Genomic DNA, 16,200 nt, shown 5'->3' with positions numbered 1-16,200 from the left:
CCCGATTATAAGAAGAATGAACGCAAAATGGTGGCAGCCACAATCAGGAAGATACACGCCCCGAACCAGCTTGCCGCCGTTTTCGAGGTGTCGGGGTCGCCACTCGAAAATTTGTTGTAGACTTTTACGCCCCCAATCAACCCGCACACTGCGCCGATGGCGTAGACTAATTTTGTTCCGGGGTCGAAATACCCGGTAATCATGTTGGTGGCTTCGGTGATGCCCGCCTGTCCGTTTCCCTGTGCGAATGCACTTACAGAGGCAACGATAAACGCCGCCAACAGAAAAATTCTCTTTTTCATTTGAAATTGGTTTTAAGTGCCGGGGCAGCGGGTGGATAGTCCGCTTTCGCCCGGCATTGTGAATAATTGAAACTTTAGTGGTTGGGATTACTCCCTTTTTGGGAATTGCTCTTTCATTTAACCGTACTCTCGTTGCTTCATAGAATTGCACATTTTAATGGGTTTATAAAAAGTCGTTCATGTCGAACGCATCCAGTTCTCTATCTCCAGTGGCGGCAGATGGTTGTGTTACCAACAGTGCCGCTTCGTTTCGCTTGAGCAGTTCCGCCACCTGCTGCATCCCCCCGTTGATGTTTGCCACCACTGCATCGTACAGGTTCGTTCCCGCTATGCGGTTCAGGGTGTCGGCAGCTTGTTGTTTGTCCGCTTCGCTGGCATCGGCGTTGTTCGCCGTGCGTACCGCTTCGCCCAATTTGTCAAACTCCACTCCGGTAGCCTGTCCCGCTTCATCGTCCATCAGGTAACTGGCTATTTCCTCGTCCTCCATGTCCGGTTCTTCCGGCTCGTCAAAAGTCATTTCAAACGCCAGTTCCTCCGGCTCTTCCGGTAGTTCCGGCGCAAAAGTAGTTTCATTTTCAACCGCTTGTGGGAAGTGTCCGCAACTGTCCGTACTTGTACAGATTAGTCCGCTGCGAAAGCGTGTAGCACCTATCAACGAACCTACATCCGGTCTTGGCTGGCTCTGTTTTTGGGCTGCCGGAGGTTGTCGTTTCAAGCGGTTATACCATCCCCAAACCATCAGGTAGTAAACCACGAATGCCGTAATAATTGAAAATAGTACCATCGCTAAATCGGCTTTTGAAATTGACTTTCGTATAGGGTGTTGATTTCTTCCTGATGCTGCTCGAAGTGTTGGAGCAGGATGTTTTCAACATAGCTGCTGGCGGTTGCCTTGCGCCCGCCAATGACGGTAACAATGCGCATCAGCTTCTCATGGGTGCTACGGCTCACGTACAAGGGCTGGCGGTCGATAAGTTCCACCTTTTGGAAATAGGTTTCCCGATAATCACCTGATTGGTTCTTTCGCTTGCGGGAGGTGGGTTTCTCCACCTGTACGGTTTCCGCTTTGGGTGGTTCGGGTGTTTCCACCTCTTCCTGTGATGGCTCAATCGGAGGAATATCCCGCCTGACAGGTACGCCCTGCGAAATAATCTCTTTCATAAAATCTTCGTCTATCTGCGGTCTGCTGCTGGTTTGCTTTGCCATAATCATTTCAGTTTAATGTGATACGCTATCTCTGTTATCAGCTCTTCGAGGTTGCTGCCCCGCACCAGTCGGCGGTCAGCCGGAAAGAGTGTGGAACGAAATACCACCCGCTGGTCGGCTATCAACTCCTTTTTGTATCGCTTGGTATCGGGAATAAAGGTTTTCATCAGCGGCAGTTCCAGTTCCCGGATAGTGGTGTCATATACCCCGTAGAGGTCGGTTTTCTCCCGCCCGTCTACCATGTTCCAAAAGAGATAAAGCCCTTTCAGGCGACACGCTTCATTCTTCACCAGCAGTTTATTGATAGCCACCGCAAACGAAAGGCTGCTTTCCAGCACTACCCGGTCGGCAGCAATCGGCGTGAAAATATAGTCCACACCCGATAGGGAGTTGATAACGCCTTGACTGTTTACCGTTCCGGGCAGGTCGAAAAAGATTATATCCGGCACGGTGGTGGCAGTGGCGACATATTCGTCCGCCGTAGCGATGGCGTTTTCGGGAGAGCTGCACAATACCGGGTAGGCTCGTTTCTCCAATCGCTTGAACTGGTCGAACGCCATCAGCTTGTAGTATTCATCACTGTTTACCTGCTCGGCATCCCGCTTGCGCAAAGCGGCAATGGAGTGTTGCGGGTAATCGCAATCCACGACCGCCACGTCATACCCTTTCAGGTAGTGTAGGTAGCTTGCCGCCAGCACCGTAAAGGTGGTTTTGCCAACGCCACCCTTTTGGGTGGAAAAGGCGACATAGAGAGGTGTTTTCTTGTTGTCCATATTTCTTTCTATATTGGTTTCAATCGTTCATTCTTTGAATCAAGCCATCTTGGTTTCATTCAATCTTTCCATCATGCCATCTTTCGATGTTGCTTTCTTGCCATCTTGAATGATTGGTTTATTTCAATCCTGCTTTCTTGCAACATTGCCATCATGAAAACTTGAAATCTTGCTTTCAAGAAAGCAGGGTTTTCATCACTCATTCCAGCTCTGTTTCTATCCATATTTCCAGCATTATTTCTTGAAATCTGCTGCAAATAAAGGGAGAAAAACCGCTCGTTTTTGAAACTGTCCGCAACTGTCCCTATTAGTCCTAAGGAGTCCACCATGTTGCTATTTTACAGCAACTTAAAACCCTGTTACTTTGCACCGGAGTATGAATCACGAAGCAAACTATCAGCGAAAGAGGGCTGGGAAACGTAGGGGCTTAACCGCTTCGCTGACCCCAATCCGTTGCAAACGGATTTTCATTTTCGCAGAGAAAATAGCAAGGTGTGTTTTGTATGCTACAAAACCGTTTTAAGTGCCTTAAAACGCCTTGCCCTTGCGGGAGAAAAATTACTCCGAAGTCGTAATTTTTAAGAAAGAAAGTATGGAAACAAAGAAGCAAAACAAGGGCGGTCGCCCCGCCCTTGACGACCCGGCGAAGCATCGCCATGTCTTGTACCTCAATGAGCGGGACAACGCCCGCTTCCTTGCCCAGTGGGAGCAATCGGGCGTGGAAAGTAAATCACGTTTTATTGCCGCCCGTATCTTCGGCGAGCCGTTCCGGGTGGTGAAAGTTGATAAAAAGGCGGTGGACTATTGTACCCGGCTGACTGAATTTTACGCCCAATATCGTGGCGTGGCGGTCAATTATAATCAAATTGTAAAGGCTCTGCACAGCAATTTTTCCGAGAAAAAGGCACTGGCTTTCCTCTATAAATTGGAGAAAGCGACCCAAGAATTAAAGGAAATCAACGCCCAAGTGATTGCCTTGACCAATGAATGTAAGGAACAATGGTTGCCAAAATAAGCACCGGAAGCAGTATGTTCGGTGCGCTTGCCTACAACCAAAACAAGGTGGACGAAGAGCAGGGAAAGGTACTTTTCGCCCACCGAATGCTGCAAAGTGAGGACGGCAATTTCAGTATCGGTGAGTGTATGCGCAGCTTCGAGATGCAGATGCCGTCCCACATTAATACTGCAAAACCTATCCTGCACATCTCCCTGAATCCTCACCCGGACGACCGCCTGACTGACGAGCAGTTGGCAACCATCGCACAGGAGTATATGGAGAAGCTGGGCTATGGTAATCAGCCTTACATTGCCTACAAACATGAGGACATCGACCGCCACCACGTCCATATCGTGGGTTTACGGGTAGATGAAAACGGCAAACCGCTTTCCGACAAGTTCGAGCATCGGCGCAGCAAACAAATCACCCGTGAGCTGGAACAGAAGTATGGGCTTCACCCGGCAGAGAGACAGCAGCGGGGCGAACGCCCGGAACTTAAAAAAGTGGATTATGCTACCGGAGACGTGAAACACCAAATCGGCAATGCGGTGAAAGCCGCCTGTTACGGCTATCACTTTCAGAGTTTCGGGGAGTACAAAGCCTTGCTTGCCACCTATAATATATGTGCAGAAGAGGTGAAAGGTGAAGCGAACGGTAAACCCTATCAGGGAATCACCTATTGCGCCACCAATGACAAGGGCGAGAAACTGGGTAATCCGATTAAGTCGTCCCGCATCGGCAAGTCGGTAGGCTATGAAGCCATCGAAAGGCGGATGCTGAAATCCGGCGAGGTGATAAAAGCAAAACATCTCAAAGAAATCACCCGCCACAAAGTTGCCGCCGTGATGAAAACCGCCCGCAATCGCCCGGAGTTGGAACGGGAACTGAAAGCCAAAGGCGTAGACGTACTGTTTCGGCAGAACGATAGCGGGCACATCTATGGTGTTACGTTTATCGACCACGAGACCCGCACCGTGATGAACGGCTCTCGACTGGGGAAAGAGTTTTCGGCGAATGTGTTTAATGATGCCTTTGCCCTCCAGTCCGACAATACCAACCGTCAGGAAAGAGCTTTTACCCCGAAAGAGTTACACGAACCGTCCCCGCAACTATCTGATGGCGGTATCAGTTCGGCGTTCGGACTGTTTACAGGTGGCAATAGTGAAGAGGACAACAAACCGTTGCCACAGAAAAAGAAGAAGAAACGCAGAAGCAAAAGAATTAACTAACTTAAAATAGAAACGATTATGCAACAAGAAGATGATTTGAGAGGGCTTGCCAAAGTGATGGACTTTATGCGGGCTATTAGCATCCTGTTTGTCGGGATAAATATGTACTGGTTTTGTTACGGAACATTCAAAGATTGGGGTATCACCATCGGTGTGGTGGATAAAATTCTACTCAATTTCCAGCGCACCACCGGGCTGTTCTCCACCATTCTGTGGACAAAGATTTTTGCAGTGGTGTTTCTTGCGCTCTCCTGTTTGGGGACGAAAGGGGTAAAAGAGGAAAAGATTACGTGGACGAAGATTTATTGCTTCCTGTCGATGGGCTTTGTGCTGTTTTTCCTGAACTGGTGGTTGCTGGAATTACCGCTACCTCCAGTGGCAAACACCACTTTTTACATCGCAACGCTGACGGTCGGTTTTCTCTGCCTGTTGGCGGCTGGAATATGGATGTCTCGCCTACTCAAAAACAACCTAATGGAAGACGTATTCAACACCGAAAACGAATCATTTATGCAGGAAACACGGTTGATAACTAACGAATATTCGGTCAATCTGCCGACCCGGTTTTATTATAAGAAGAAGTGGAATCCCGGCTGGATAAACGTAGTAAACCCGTTCCGTGCCAGTCTTGTGCTTGGAACACCCGGTAGCGGAAAATCCTATGCGGTGGTAAACAGCTACATCAAACAGCAAATTGAGAAAGGTTTTGCGCTCTATTGCTATGACTATAAATTTCCCGACCTGTCCGAAATAGCCTACAACCACTTAATCAATAATTTAGGCGGCTATAAGGTGCAGCCGAAGTTTTACATCATCAACTTTGACGACCCACGCAAGAGCCACCGATGCAATCCCATCAATCCGGTGTTTATGAGTGATATTGCCGATGCCTACGAAGCCAGCTACACCATTATGCTGAATTTGAACCGCAGTTGGATTCAGAAGCAGGGCGACTTCTTTGTTGAATCGCCCATCATCCTGCTGGCGGCAATCATTTGGTATTTGCGCATCTATCAGGGTGGGAGATTTTGCAGTTTCCCGCACGCTATCGAGTTTCTGAATAAAAAATACGCCGATATTTTTACCATTCTGCGGAGCTATCCCGAACTGGAAAACTACCTTTCACCGTTTGTGGATGCTTGGGAATCCGATGCACAAGAGCAGTTGCAGGGACAAATCGCATCGGCGAAAATCCCTCTTTCCCGCATGATTAGCCCGGCACTCTATTGGGTAATGACGGGTGATGATTTTTCGCTGGACATCAACAATCCGGCAGAACCTAAAGTGCTGGTGGTTGGCAACAATCCCGACCGTCAGAATATCTATTCTGCCGCACTGGGACTGTATAACAGTCGTATCGTAAAGCTGATTAACAAGAAAGGACAACTGAAAAGTTCTGTGATTATTGACGAGTTGCCGACTATCTATTTTCGAGAATTGGATAATCTGATAGCCACCGCCCGAAGCAATAAGGTGGCGGTTCTGCTAGGCTTTCAGGATTACAGCCAGCTTACACGGGATTACGGAGACAAGGAGAGCCGAGTAATCCAAAATACGGTTGGTAATGTATTCAGCGGTCAGGTGGTTGGTGAGACGGCAAAGGCTCTTTCCGAACGGTTCGGTAAGGTTCTACAAAAACGCCAAAGCATGACGATTAACCAACGGGAGAAATCGACCTCCATCAGCACGCAGATGGATAGCCTTATCCCGGCATCCAAAATCTCTAACTTGACACAAGGTATGTTTGTGGGTGCTGTAGCGGATAACTTCGATGAGCGTATCGAACAGAAGATTTTTCACTGTGAAATTGTCGTAGATAATGAAAAGGTGAAGCGGGAGACCGCCAACTACGTGAAACTGCCGCAGATTATAGACTTCACAGACGAGAACGGCAACGACCTTATACAGGACGAGATACAAGCCAACTATGACCGCATCCGGCAGGAAGTTCGCCAAATTGTCGAGGACGAAATTACCCGTATCAAGAACGACCCGGATTTACAGCATTTGATTAAGGGAGAATAAGAATGAGGAATAGCCTTTGCAATTTCCATATCAATTACAAAGGCTATTCTTTTTTCTATGATTTTAGATGATAGGACTTTAGACTATCAGGCATTGCAGGAACACCATATCTACCCATAAATGCCACAAAACGCTGTCTCAGTTGATGGATATATGGAGAATTTAATTTGAATAAAGTCCGGCATGCACCTAATTCATCTTTGCTCTTATTTTTAAATGCTGAACCAAATTCAATTAAAGCAATGGTGTCAAACTGCTCCTCTGTAAATGGAAAAGAAGCTAAAATATGCCGACTAATAACTCCATTAGTAAATATTTGTTTAGCTGAATTAGCATTCTTTTTATAATCACCCTGCTTATTCTTTTGATAAGCATTCGATAGGTCTTTTTTTATAATAAGAAACTCATATGAATCTTTGTTTTTATTCTTAAAATCACATTCAGGAGTGATTAGTATTCCATATTCATTATCATCAAATTTGAATATATCTCCTGTCATAATCGGGGCATCTACAGTCAGCCTTGTATAAAATAACCTCCTATGTAGTTTTGCTGTATTCTCTTCTGAAACAACCGCATCACTGGGTTTATAATCAGACAATGATTTGCGTAAAATGTTGTCTTGAATTAGCGATTCGCTGAGAATGTTTTGGAAGATATTAATAACCTCAGAGCATGGTTCTTCTCCATCTGCTGACGCTGTATCCATAATCTCCTTGATCCAATTTGAATCAGCCTGTTCAAGTTCACTGAATATTATTTGTGCAGACTTATTTATTGATTGACTCCATACAAAAGGAATCTCCATATGTTTGTTCTCTTTCTCGAAAGTAGATATTCCGTTGCAAATCTTTTCAAACTCCTCCTCCTCATTAAAATTTCCAGACTTTTGCTCGAAAAAGATTTTTTTATCACCATAAATATCTTTCAGTTCATTTTTTGTTTGCTCAGATAACGATTCCCTAGAATAGATATACACTAAGGAATATATTTTGTTGCTTTTTAAGAACTCTAATGGATTCTCGTTTATATCCGGCATATCTTCATCTATTTTCGGCTTTTTAAATGTCCAATCAAGTAATAAAGCCCGAAATGTTGAAACACAGGAAATAGTTTTTTCTAAATCCTCTAAGTTAGTGATAGGCAACACAGAATGCTCCGTACTACTATTGAATTTTTGAAATAGTTTGTTTTCAGAAGATTTGCTATTTAGAACATCATCGTCTGCATATAATATTATACCATTCATAGCTTAACTCTCCGTTGTGTTAAATTTGATTATGAAGTTTGCTCCTGAAAGAATCTTATCTTGTGGATTAGTTAGTACATGTATTTCAGCTCCGATTCTTAACAATAGTTCCCGAACAATATACAACCCAAGTCCTCTGCCATCAGATTTCATAGAAAAAAACTCTTGAAAAATTAATGGTGCGACATCATCTCTGATACCTTTTCCATTATCAGCAACAATAAGTGTTTGCTCTAATGGATTTAGATGAAAATGAAGTTGTTTATCTACATTATCCGAACTTTTAAGCCAAAAAACGGAATTATCTACTAAGTTTATAAGTACTTGAAGTATTAATCCTGCATTTGTTTTGATGGACAAATCGCCTAATTCATTTTCTATATTGGTCGTGATTTTATTATCAATATCACTTCTAAAATATTTAATAACTTTCTGAATGCTTTCAGTGACAGATACATCCGTTATTGATTTACGTTGTATTTTGAATAACGGTTGAATCATTTGCATATCATCATATACAATTTCAATATTTTCATCAAGTTCTATAAGTAATGAAATTAGCTCGTCATGTTCATAACTTCCTTTCTCAACTTTCTTTTTGAAGTCTTTTATATTATGCCTCATTAAAGAAAGTAAGCGTAATGAATCATGAGATGATTTCTCAACAGCCATTCCTAAGCCTGCTAAATCCTCCACCGTTTCCATTCGTCCCTCGATAACATCCAAATGCTTTTGGTATACATCTATGAACTTGTTGGCAATTGATAGTGTTTCTGTATTATCTATTTTACACAAAGAGCTTTGTAGCTGCTCAAAAGATTCTTTCAATATGTCTTTAGATTTCCCTTGTAAAGCCTTTTTTTGAATTTCTTCTTTGAGTTTATCTATTTTTATTTCAGTATTAAAAATCTCCGTTGCAGCTGTAATCAAGCTGGTAAAATCGTCATATCTTCCTCCATTATTTACAATACCTTGCCTGTTTGAAGAATCAGATAACTCAGGGTTTTTTTCTTGACTTATATAGATAAATCCTGTCAAGTCATTATAGCTAATAAATTGTCCTGCTCGATATGTTGAACGCAACTTGTCAAGATTAAGCCAGTCAATACCTTTTTCACCATATGGATAAACTCGTACACCATCCCTCAAAACAAAGACAAAATTTTCTTTTATAAACTTTTTTAAGTCCTCGTTTAATATGGTTTTATCAGGTTTTGCTAAATTAAAAGCGTAAAACGTAAAACTGAAAGAGCCACATTTAGGAGTCCTTTTATTTTCTGTAAACCATTTCGATCCAACTAATGAGTAATTATTTGCCATTAGCTCATCATTGTTCAATAGGTTAATAATACTTTTAAAAGAACGTAATGGAGCAGTAGATTTATACCTAAATTCTAAGATGCCATCTTTGGAGATGGTTCCTATCATCGTGTACTGCGCTCGCTCAATAACATCATTAAATGTCATAACCTCTTCACAAGTATAGAGCTTATCATCTTTGTATAAATCAATGGAAAAGTCACTGACAAAATCTATCCCTAAGCTTTCAGCATTCTTATCTACTGGAGGGATTAAACGCTGAATATTCTTGTATAATTCATCGAAATCTCTTTTGTTCCAAGATTCTCTCAAATTATATATTCTAATAATAGTTCCCGACTGAGATATAACCCTCTCGGGTGGACTATTAACATATAAGTTATTGGACACGTCTTCTAATAACTTATATTCTGCGGATTGATTAAATAGGTTTTGATTTTCAGGATTAAAATCGGAAAAGTTCATTTCAAGCTTTACTTCGTCTTGACCTTGAGCTTTTGAATATAGCTCAATTCTCTCACCCAATTTATGTATTGCAAAACGACCTATCCCTTTTTCCCCTTGAATAATTCTACCTTTTGGCGTTTTGGTTATTTTATTCCGTTTCTTTTCTATTTTATTAGGAGTCGCAGGTCTTAACCATACATTCTCTATAACATCTAAAGACATTCCACAACCGTCATCTTCAATCTCAATATAGGCTTGTTCTTCTACTGGCAAGTCATGGAAGCCAACATTGTTCATATTGCCGAATCTGACTTTTACGGATTCGGCATCTGCATCATAACTGTTCTTTATGATTTCAATAACGGCAACTTTTTTGTCTGTAATCAGCTGGTCACCAATAATATTCATAAGCCTTGCGTAAGGCTTAAAGGGCATGCTGTTTTGTTTTATGATTGCCATATTTATTTTTTTACAATTACTATATATTCATTAGGGTAAACTTGTTTGCAATTGTTGTTGTCAAGAGTCGTAAATTTACCCGTAACTTTATCTCTAAGGGTTGGCATTAGTTTATAAGGGATATTTCTTTTTATAATCTCTTTTTTTCTAAAACCTGCCATTTTTAGCAAATCAAAAAAAACTTCTGCTGACTTAATATGTACATCTTTGATTGTTGTATTACCAATAACGATACAAGCATAACCATCTTTTTTGAGAATGCGATACATTTCAATAGCGACTTTTTGCATATCGTTAAAGTAATTAGCTACATCACAAGCAACTCTCTTGTCTTTACCCTGTAGTTCTTCAACAATCTTAGAGCCCAACAAGGAAGATACATCGGTATCTTTATTGTCTGAATATGAAGTGCCAATAAATAATTTTCTAAATTTCGTAATGTCAGAAAAGTATTCAAACCAATATCCGGTAAGTTGATGAATATCGGCATATTCATAGGAGGTAACATATGGAGGAGAAGTTATTACTATATCCACAGAGTTAGACTCAATGCTAGTGTTACGGGCATCTTCTTCTCTAATATCACAACGAACACTCATATATCCTTTTGCTGATAATTCATTGTAAAACAATTCATTTTTTTGCTGCATTTGTTTACAATGTAATTTAAAGGAAATAAATGGGTCTGAAATATCTTTGTTAGGGTCTACTTGAGGTTTTGTACTTGACTGTAACCATCTAGAGCAATTTTTCAAAATATGAGATAAGCATACTAATAGAAAAGTTTGTACTTGCTCATCTTCGATATTTTCTAATATGTTTTGATATAAAAATGCTATTTTGGATTTTTCTGATGGTAAAAACCAATAATCAAGCCTGTCATGCTTTGCTATGTCTACAAAGTCTGCCTCCTTAAAAAGAGAAAAAGAGTTTATAAATGTCTCACATTCTCTCGATAGCAAAGTAGGCTCTATGGGCGTTATTTTAGATTTAGTTATTAATGTTGCCACAGGATTTACATCCGTTCCAGTAGAATGTATTCCATGTACTTTAGCTTCAACTAACGTTGTTCCACAACCAGCGAATAAATCTGCAATCACTCCGTTTGTGGTTGCATATTTTTCAATTAATTTTTTGACAACATTAGGCAAGAATTTAGCCGGATACCGATGATAACCATGTGTCCATTGCTCAGTTGATCGGACATTATCAAACGCCCAATCTGTACTTACTTCAATATTATCAAAATCTATATATTTCATATTTTAAATCCTAATAGCTTCACATATTCGTAAAACAGTGTTTTTAAGGGATTGTTTCATTTAATAGTTGCGTACATAATAACCTCTCTATTAGCACAATCCCGTTACTTGACTTACTTAACCAGCAAAGATAACAAAAACTTCTTGAATTATAGTTATTTGAGATGGTTTATTTGAATTTTCTGTTCCCCTGTTCATAAAATACATAAACTAACAAGAATTGCTCTTATAGGTTAAATTGAATCTTGTGGTAGGTAGAATTGTGCTGGAAATTTCACGCTGTAAGTCTTGTTGTCCAATCTCGCCCAGCATATCTGCCACTATCTTTCGCACACGAGGCGGGTAATCCTTTGTCAAAGATACTACTTTTATTAGTTCCTGCATTGAAAAATCTTTGAAATATTGATTCTTAATGCGCTCGTATATATCCTGTTGCGTGCTTCCGGGTATATGCTTAATATCCTTAATTGCATCCAGTAGTCGTAGATAGGGAATGTTCGTTTCATCTTGGTAAGCAGAGGTATAGGCTTTTACGCTTTCCACATCTAAATTCTTAAAACGAAAATGACGTACAGGCTTGGGGGTTGCTATTGTGATGGTCGTTGCTACCTGTTCTGTCAGCCCCATTTTGTTGTAAATATACGCTCCAGTAATATATCCATCCAATTTTTGGGTAATATACCGGAACTGTTCATCCTGATACACGGGCAATGCTCCCAACCCCAATGTGGACTTGCGGGGACGGAAATAAGCCCCTTTCTCAACTCGTACCAGTACCCCTTTCTTGCTTTGCTCCGAAAGAAGTACAGCCACATTTGCCAACTTGTCGTTGGGAAACGACAAATCCCGGAACGTAAATATCCGTCCGGTGTCTATCCGCTCAATCTGCTGTAATATTTCTCTTCTAAATGAAGCCATAACCTATTCTATTTCTGCAAAGATAATCTATTATGTTTTTATATGCAAATACATAACGATTATTATGCCAAAAATATTATGTGATATTTCTATGAAATAATTTTCTCGCCAGTGGCGAGAGTTTTTGAAATCCATTCCACACAGACTTCTGCGGACACGCTGGTACATCTACGGACACCCTGCCGCTAAACTTCACTATATAGCATATTTAGCTTGTAATTTTGGATGGGACTATTCCCGTAAACCACTAAAATTCCAAAAGATATGGATGCAAACAAATTGAATCCGTCTACAACGGACGGACAAAAAACGGACGTGCTGTTGGTTCTCGACAAGCAGACCAACAAGGTAAATGTTGTTAAGGGAGTGAATGAAAACGGAGAGTTACAAACAGTTCCCACAACTCAAAATCACAGCAGTGATTTTATGCGGGTGGACAAGAACAGCGACCTGTTTTCAAACTTCTTTTCCAATTTCTTTCGTAAACTCCGGGAGACGGAAGGGCTTAATTTCTTCAAAAGTGATGCAACACAGGCAGAAGCCAACGCCAAAGTAATTCAGGAGAATGCACAGAAATCGACACCGGAGGGCGGCAAGCTGTTGGATATGTTAAAAGTGGAGAAACTGGATTTTAACGAAATTCCGAAAAATCACTACCACATCGACCCGGCGAAAATCGACTGGGAGAGCCTGAACAAAATCGGTATCACCAAAGAGCAACTGGAGAAGTCCGGCAGTATGAATCCAATGCTTCGGGGTTACAAATCACCATCCACATTCAAAGTGTCGGGACAAACAAGTGATTTCTACCTGACACCCACCGATGCCAAAATCTCATTCTACAATGCACCCGATGGCTCTGTAAAGTTTCGGTTACATGGCATTCAGCAAGAACCACAGCTTCAGCGTCAGTTTCATGGTTACGAGTTTACAGATGCCGACAAAAAGAATTTGCAAGAGACGGGCAATATGGGAACGGTCGTGCAAATTACCGACCCCAAGACCAAAGAGCCGATTCCGGTTATAATCAGTCGGGACAGGCAAACAAATGAACTGGAGTATATGCGTGCCGACAAAGTAAATCTGCCGGATGAACTTTGCGGGGTAAAACTCACCGATAAACACAAAGAAGAGTTGCTGGCAGGTCGTCAGGTTCAGTTGGACGGCATGACCTCACAGAAAGGGAATGAGTTTTCTGCTATGCTTCAAATCAGTGCCGTGAAACGTGGCGTAGAGTTTCTTCCCAAAGAGTTAGGATTACTCCAGCAGCAAAACGGACAACAGACCAACCGTCAATTCCAGTGGGTAGATGAAAACGGCAATATCCGTGCGCCAAAAACCATTGGCGGTGTCCCGCTTACCGACCAGCAGAAATTGGATTTTCAGGCAGAAAAGCCCATTTATGTAAAGGGTATGACGAAAGACGGTCAGGGCAAACCCTATAATGCCTATATCAAATTTAATCGAGAACAAGGTAAGCCCGATTTCTCACGTACTAACCCCGACAAGGCACAAGTTAAAGAGAAAATTCCGGCAACTGAAAGCCGAACACAAGTAGCGGTCAATTCTGATGGTAAGACCAACGAAGCGACCAAACACGTGAAAGAGCCGCTAAAACAAGGACAACAGAAGCCTACCGCTCCGCAAAAAGAGAAGCAGCAGAAAGAGCAGAAAGCCGACAAAGCTCTGAAAGAAGATAAACCGAAGAAGTCCAAAGGGATGAAACTGTAAGGTTATGGAACTGATTTTTATTATAGCCGTTCCGATAATTGCTGTAGTTGTGCTAATCATTCTCTGCCTGACAACAGATTGGAAAGAGATAGACGAACAGAACCAGCAATATTATGTGGACGGCTACCACATTTATTACGACCGTAAAATCTTACGGCAACTTAACAACAAGAAGAAAATATGATAGCATTGATAGCAGAAAAACCGAGTGTCGCCAAAGATATTGCCCGCATTGTGGGTGCGACACAAAAATGTGATGGCTACCTCTCAGGTAACGGGTATCTCGTAACCTGGGCGTTCGGCCATCTTGTACAACTCGCCATGCCGGAAGCCTACGGCGTTGCCAACTTCCGCAGGGAGAGCCTACCGATAATCCCGGCAGCGTTCCAGTTAATCCCCCGTCAAGTAAGAACGGGGAAAGAACAGAAAGCCGACCCCGGTGTACTCAAACAACTTAAAATTATCAAAGAGGTATTCAGCCAGTGCGATAAAATCATTGTCGCCACTGATGCAGGACGATAGGGTGAATTGATATTCCGCTATATCTACCAACATACCGGATGCAGCAAACCATTTGTCCGCCTATGGATTTCATCACTCACCGACAAAGCTATCCGGGAGGGGCTGGAGAAACTACAATCCGGCAACCGGTACGATAATCTTTACCATTCGGCACAGGCACGCAGTGAAGCCGACTGGTTAATCGGAATCAATGCTACCCAAGCGTTGAGCGTAGCCGCTGGACAGGGCGTATTCTCATTGGGACGAGTGCAAACACCCACGCTGATGATGATTTGCAACCGTTATTTGGGAAATAAAAAATTCACTCCGACAACATACTGGCAACTCAAACTAACCACCCAAAGCGGTAATGTACCGTTTGCGGCGCAATCTACTGCCAAATACGAACAACAGCCCGAAGCTATCGCCGCCCTGCAACGGGCGAAAGATGCCGGGCAATGTACGGTGGAAAACATAGAGAAGAAAGAAATCATCCAAGAACCGCCGTTGCTGTATGACCTTACCACACTGCAAAAGGAAGCCAATACGAAGCTGAATTTTTCGGCGGACAAAACCCTGTCCATCGCTCAAAGCCTGTATGAAAAGAAAGTGATGTCGTACCCACGTACCGGAAGCCGCTATATATCGGAAGATATTTTTGAAGAGATGCCAATACGCATTGCCCTGTTGGTACAATACCCACGTTTTGACAGCTATGCCGGAAGCCTGAACGGGTGTAGCTTGAATCGCCGTTCGGTAAACGATGCCAAAGTAACCGACCATCACGCCTTGATTATCACCGAAAACCTGCCGGGTGAACTCCCTGCTGATGAACGAGCCATTTACGAGATGGTTGCCGGGCGTATGTTGGAAGCCTTTTCAGATAGGTGTGTGAAAGATACTACTTCGGTTGTGCTGACCGCCGGAGGTGTGGAATTTTCGGTCAAAGGTTCGGTAATGAAATCACCGGGATGGCGGGCGGTGCTGTCTGAATCCGAAAAGACAGAAGAGAACGAAAACGCATCACTTCCTGAACTCAACGAGGGCGACAACCTTACGCTTTCCGGTGTGGATCTGCTCGAAAAGCAGACCAAACCGAAACCGCTACATACAGAGAGCAGTTTGCTTGCAGCAATGGAGAACGCAGGGCGTGAGTTGGAGGATGCCGAACAGAAAGCCAGTTTGAAAGATGCAGGTATCGGTACACCAGCAACACGGGCGGCAATCATTGAAACGCTCTTCACCCGCCAATACATCGTCAGGGAGAAGAAAAACCTTGTCCCGACCGAAAAAGGGTTGGCAGTGTATGGTATTGTCCGGGATAAAAAGATAGCAGACGTTGAAATGACCGGAATGTGGGAAAATGCGTTGTCGAAGATTGAAACCGGAGAGATGAACGCCGAGACGTTCCGCAAAAGTATCGAGGTATATGCCGCACAAATAACCACCGAGTTATTGGGCGTACAGTTGTCCATCCCATCAGCAGACGAATGCCGTTGCCCCAAATGCCAATCCGGGCGGATTCTGTTTTATCCTAAAGTTGCCAAATGTTCCAATGTAGATTGTACACTGACCGTTTTTCGGAACAAGTGCGAAAAACAACTCACCGATAAGCAAATATCCGAACTACTCACCAAAGGAAAAACTTGTGTAATCAAAGGATTTAAAGGCAAGACAGGTAAAATATTTGATGCTTCGCTCTCGTTAGACGAGCAGTTTAACACCATCTTTGTGTTTCCTGAAAAGAAAAGCGGCACGAAGAAATAGCTAAAAATCCACTA

General features: G+C 42.6%; 14 protein-coding genes and 1 pseudogene. 6 read left to right on the top strand and 9 right to left on the bottom strand.

The features are described 5' to 3' along the window. Positions 1 to 5: 5 nt before the first annotated feature. The 5 genes from PHO71_RS15595 to PHO71_RS15575 form a co-directional block, all read right to left on the bottom strand. The gene (locus tag PHO71_RS15595; protein ID WP_300205072.1) at positions 6 to 302 is read right to left on the bottom strand and encodes a DUF4134 domain-containing protein; all 297 of its coding nucleotides are present in this window, start codon (positions 300 to 302) and stop codon (positions 6 to 8) included. A 163-nt stretch (positions 303 to 465) separates the two neighbouring features. Then, positions 466 to 1,086, bottom strand: coding sequence for a hypothetical protein (locus PHO71_RS15590; protein ID WP_300205070.1), 621 nt, complete (start codon positions 1,084 to 1,086; stop codon positions 466 to 468). Positions 1,087 to 1,088: 2 nt separating this feature from the next. After that, positions 1,089 to 1,508 carry a DUF3408 domain-containing protein gene (locus tag PHO71_RS15585; protein WP_300205068.1) on the bottom strand — a complete coding sequence of 140 codons (420 nt, stop codon included), beginning with the start codon at positions 1,506 to 1,508 and terminating at the stop codon, positions 1,089 to 1,091. A 2-nt stretch (positions 1,509 to 1,510) separates the two neighbouring features. Further along, positions 1,511 to 2,281 carry a ParA family protein gene (locus PHO71_RS15580; protein WP_300205066.1) on the bottom strand — a complete coding sequence of 257 codons (771 nt, stop codon included), beginning with the start codon at positions 2,279 to 2,281 and terminating at the stop codon, positions 1,511 to 1,513. A gap of 71 nt (positions 2,282 to 2,352) precedes the next feature. Then, complete coding sequence (locus PHO71_RS15575; RefSeq protein WP_300205064.1) at positions 2,353 to 2,505, bottom strand: hypothetical protein; 153 nt, start codon at positions 2,503 to 2,505, stop codon at positions 2,353 to 2,355. 368 nt (positions 2,506 to 2,873) lie between these two features. On the opposite strand from PHO71_RS15575, the gene mobA reads away from it, so the two are divergent. From mobA to mobC, 3 genes are read left to right on the top strand one after another with little or no spacing between them, the layout of a single operon-like run. Continuing rightward, complete coding sequence (gene mobA, locus PHO71_RS15570) at positions 2,874 to 3,296, top strand: conjugal transfer protein MobA (RefSeq protein ID WP_300205062.1); 423 nt, start codon at positions 2,874 to 2,876, stop codon at positions 3,294 to 3,296. Continuing rightward, entirely contained in the window at positions 3,281 to 4,507 is a 1,227-nt protein-coding gene (mobB, locus tag PHO71_RS15565) for a conjugal transfer protein MobB (RefSeq protein WP_300205060.1), read from the top strand. The genes mobA and mobB overlap by 16 nt, the downstream gene beginning before the upstream one ends. An 18-nt stretch (positions 4,508 to 4,525) precedes the next feature. Further along, positions 4,526 to 6,532 (top strand): conjugal transfer protein MobC, encoded by a 2,007-nt coding sequence (gene mobC, locus PHO71_RS15560; RefSeq protein WP_300205058.1) that lies wholly within the window; start codon positions 4,526 to 4,528, stop codon positions 6,530 to 6,532. Positions 6,533 to 6,587: 55 nt separating this feature from the next. Here the strand turns inward: mobC and PHO71_RS15555 are convergent, their stop codons facing one another. The 4 genes from PHO71_RS15555 to PHO71_RS15540 all read right to left on the bottom strand — a co-directional run bounded on the left by PHO71_RS15555 (position 6,588) and on the right by PHO71_RS15540 (position 12,187). Further along, a complete protein-coding gene (locus PHO71_RS15555; protein WP_300205056.1) occupies positions 6,588 to 7,781 on the bottom strand; it encodes a hypothetical protein in 1,194 nt (397 codons plus the stop codon). Between the two features lie 3 nt (positions 7,782 to 7,784). Beyond that, positions 7,785 to 10,007, bottom strand: coding sequence for an ATP-binding protein (locus PHO71_RS15550; RefSeq protein WP_300205054.1), 2,223 nt, complete (start codon positions 10,005 to 10,007; stop codon positions 7,785 to 7,787). Between the two features lie 2 nt (positions 10,008 to 10,009). Continuing rightward, positions 10,010 to 11,269 (bottom strand): DNA methyltransferase, encoded by a 1,260-nt coding sequence (locus PHO71_RS15545; RefSeq protein WP_300205053.1) that lies wholly within the window; start codon positions 11,267 to 11,269, stop codon positions 10,010 to 10,012. Positions 11,270 to 11,479: 210 nt separating this feature from the next. Continuing rightward, on the bottom strand, positions 11,480 to 12,187 hold the full coding sequence (locus tag PHO71_RS15540) for a DUF6088 family protein (protein ID WP_300205051.1): 708 nt from the start codon (positions 12,185 to 12,187) through the stop codon (positions 11,480 to 11,482). A 264-nt stretch (positions 12,188 to 12,451) separates the two neighbouring features. On the opposite strand from PHO71_RS15540, the gene PHO71_RS15535 reads away from it, so the two are divergent. The 3 genes and pseudogenes from PHO71_RS15535 to topB all read left to right on the top strand — a co-directional run bounded on the left by PHO71_RS15535 (position 12,452) and on the right by topB (position 16,186). Next, positions 12,452 to 13,918, top strand: a complete 1,467-nt coding sequence (locus tag PHO71_RS15535; RefSeq protein ID WP_300205049.1) for a DUF3945 domain-containing protein — start codon at positions 12,452 to 12,454, stop codon at positions 13,916 to 13,918. Positions 13,919 to 13,922: 4 nt separating this feature from the next. Beyond that, positions 13,923 to 14,102: a hypothetical protein gene (locus PHO71_RS15530; RefSeq protein ID WP_300205047.1), complete on the top strand. Its 180-nt coding sequence runs from the start codon at positions 13,923 to 13,925 to the stop codon at positions 14,100 to 14,102. Then, positions 14,099 to 16,186, top strand: a pseudogene (topB, locus tag PHO71_RS15525) (DNA topoisomerase III). Before PHO71_RS15530 ends, topB begins: the two are co-directional and overlap by 4 nt. Positions 16,187 to 16,200 lie beyond the last annotated feature (14 nt).

Origin of the sequence: Bacteroides sp. (assembly GCF_028690125.1) — a bacterium.
In the GTDB taxonomy this organism is placed as follows: Bacteria; Bacteroidota; Bacteroidia; order Bacteroidales; family Bacteroidaceae; genus Bacteroides.
Note: the sequence above shows the minus strand (reverse complement) of the source record. Positions and strands in the feature narration are given on the sequence as shown.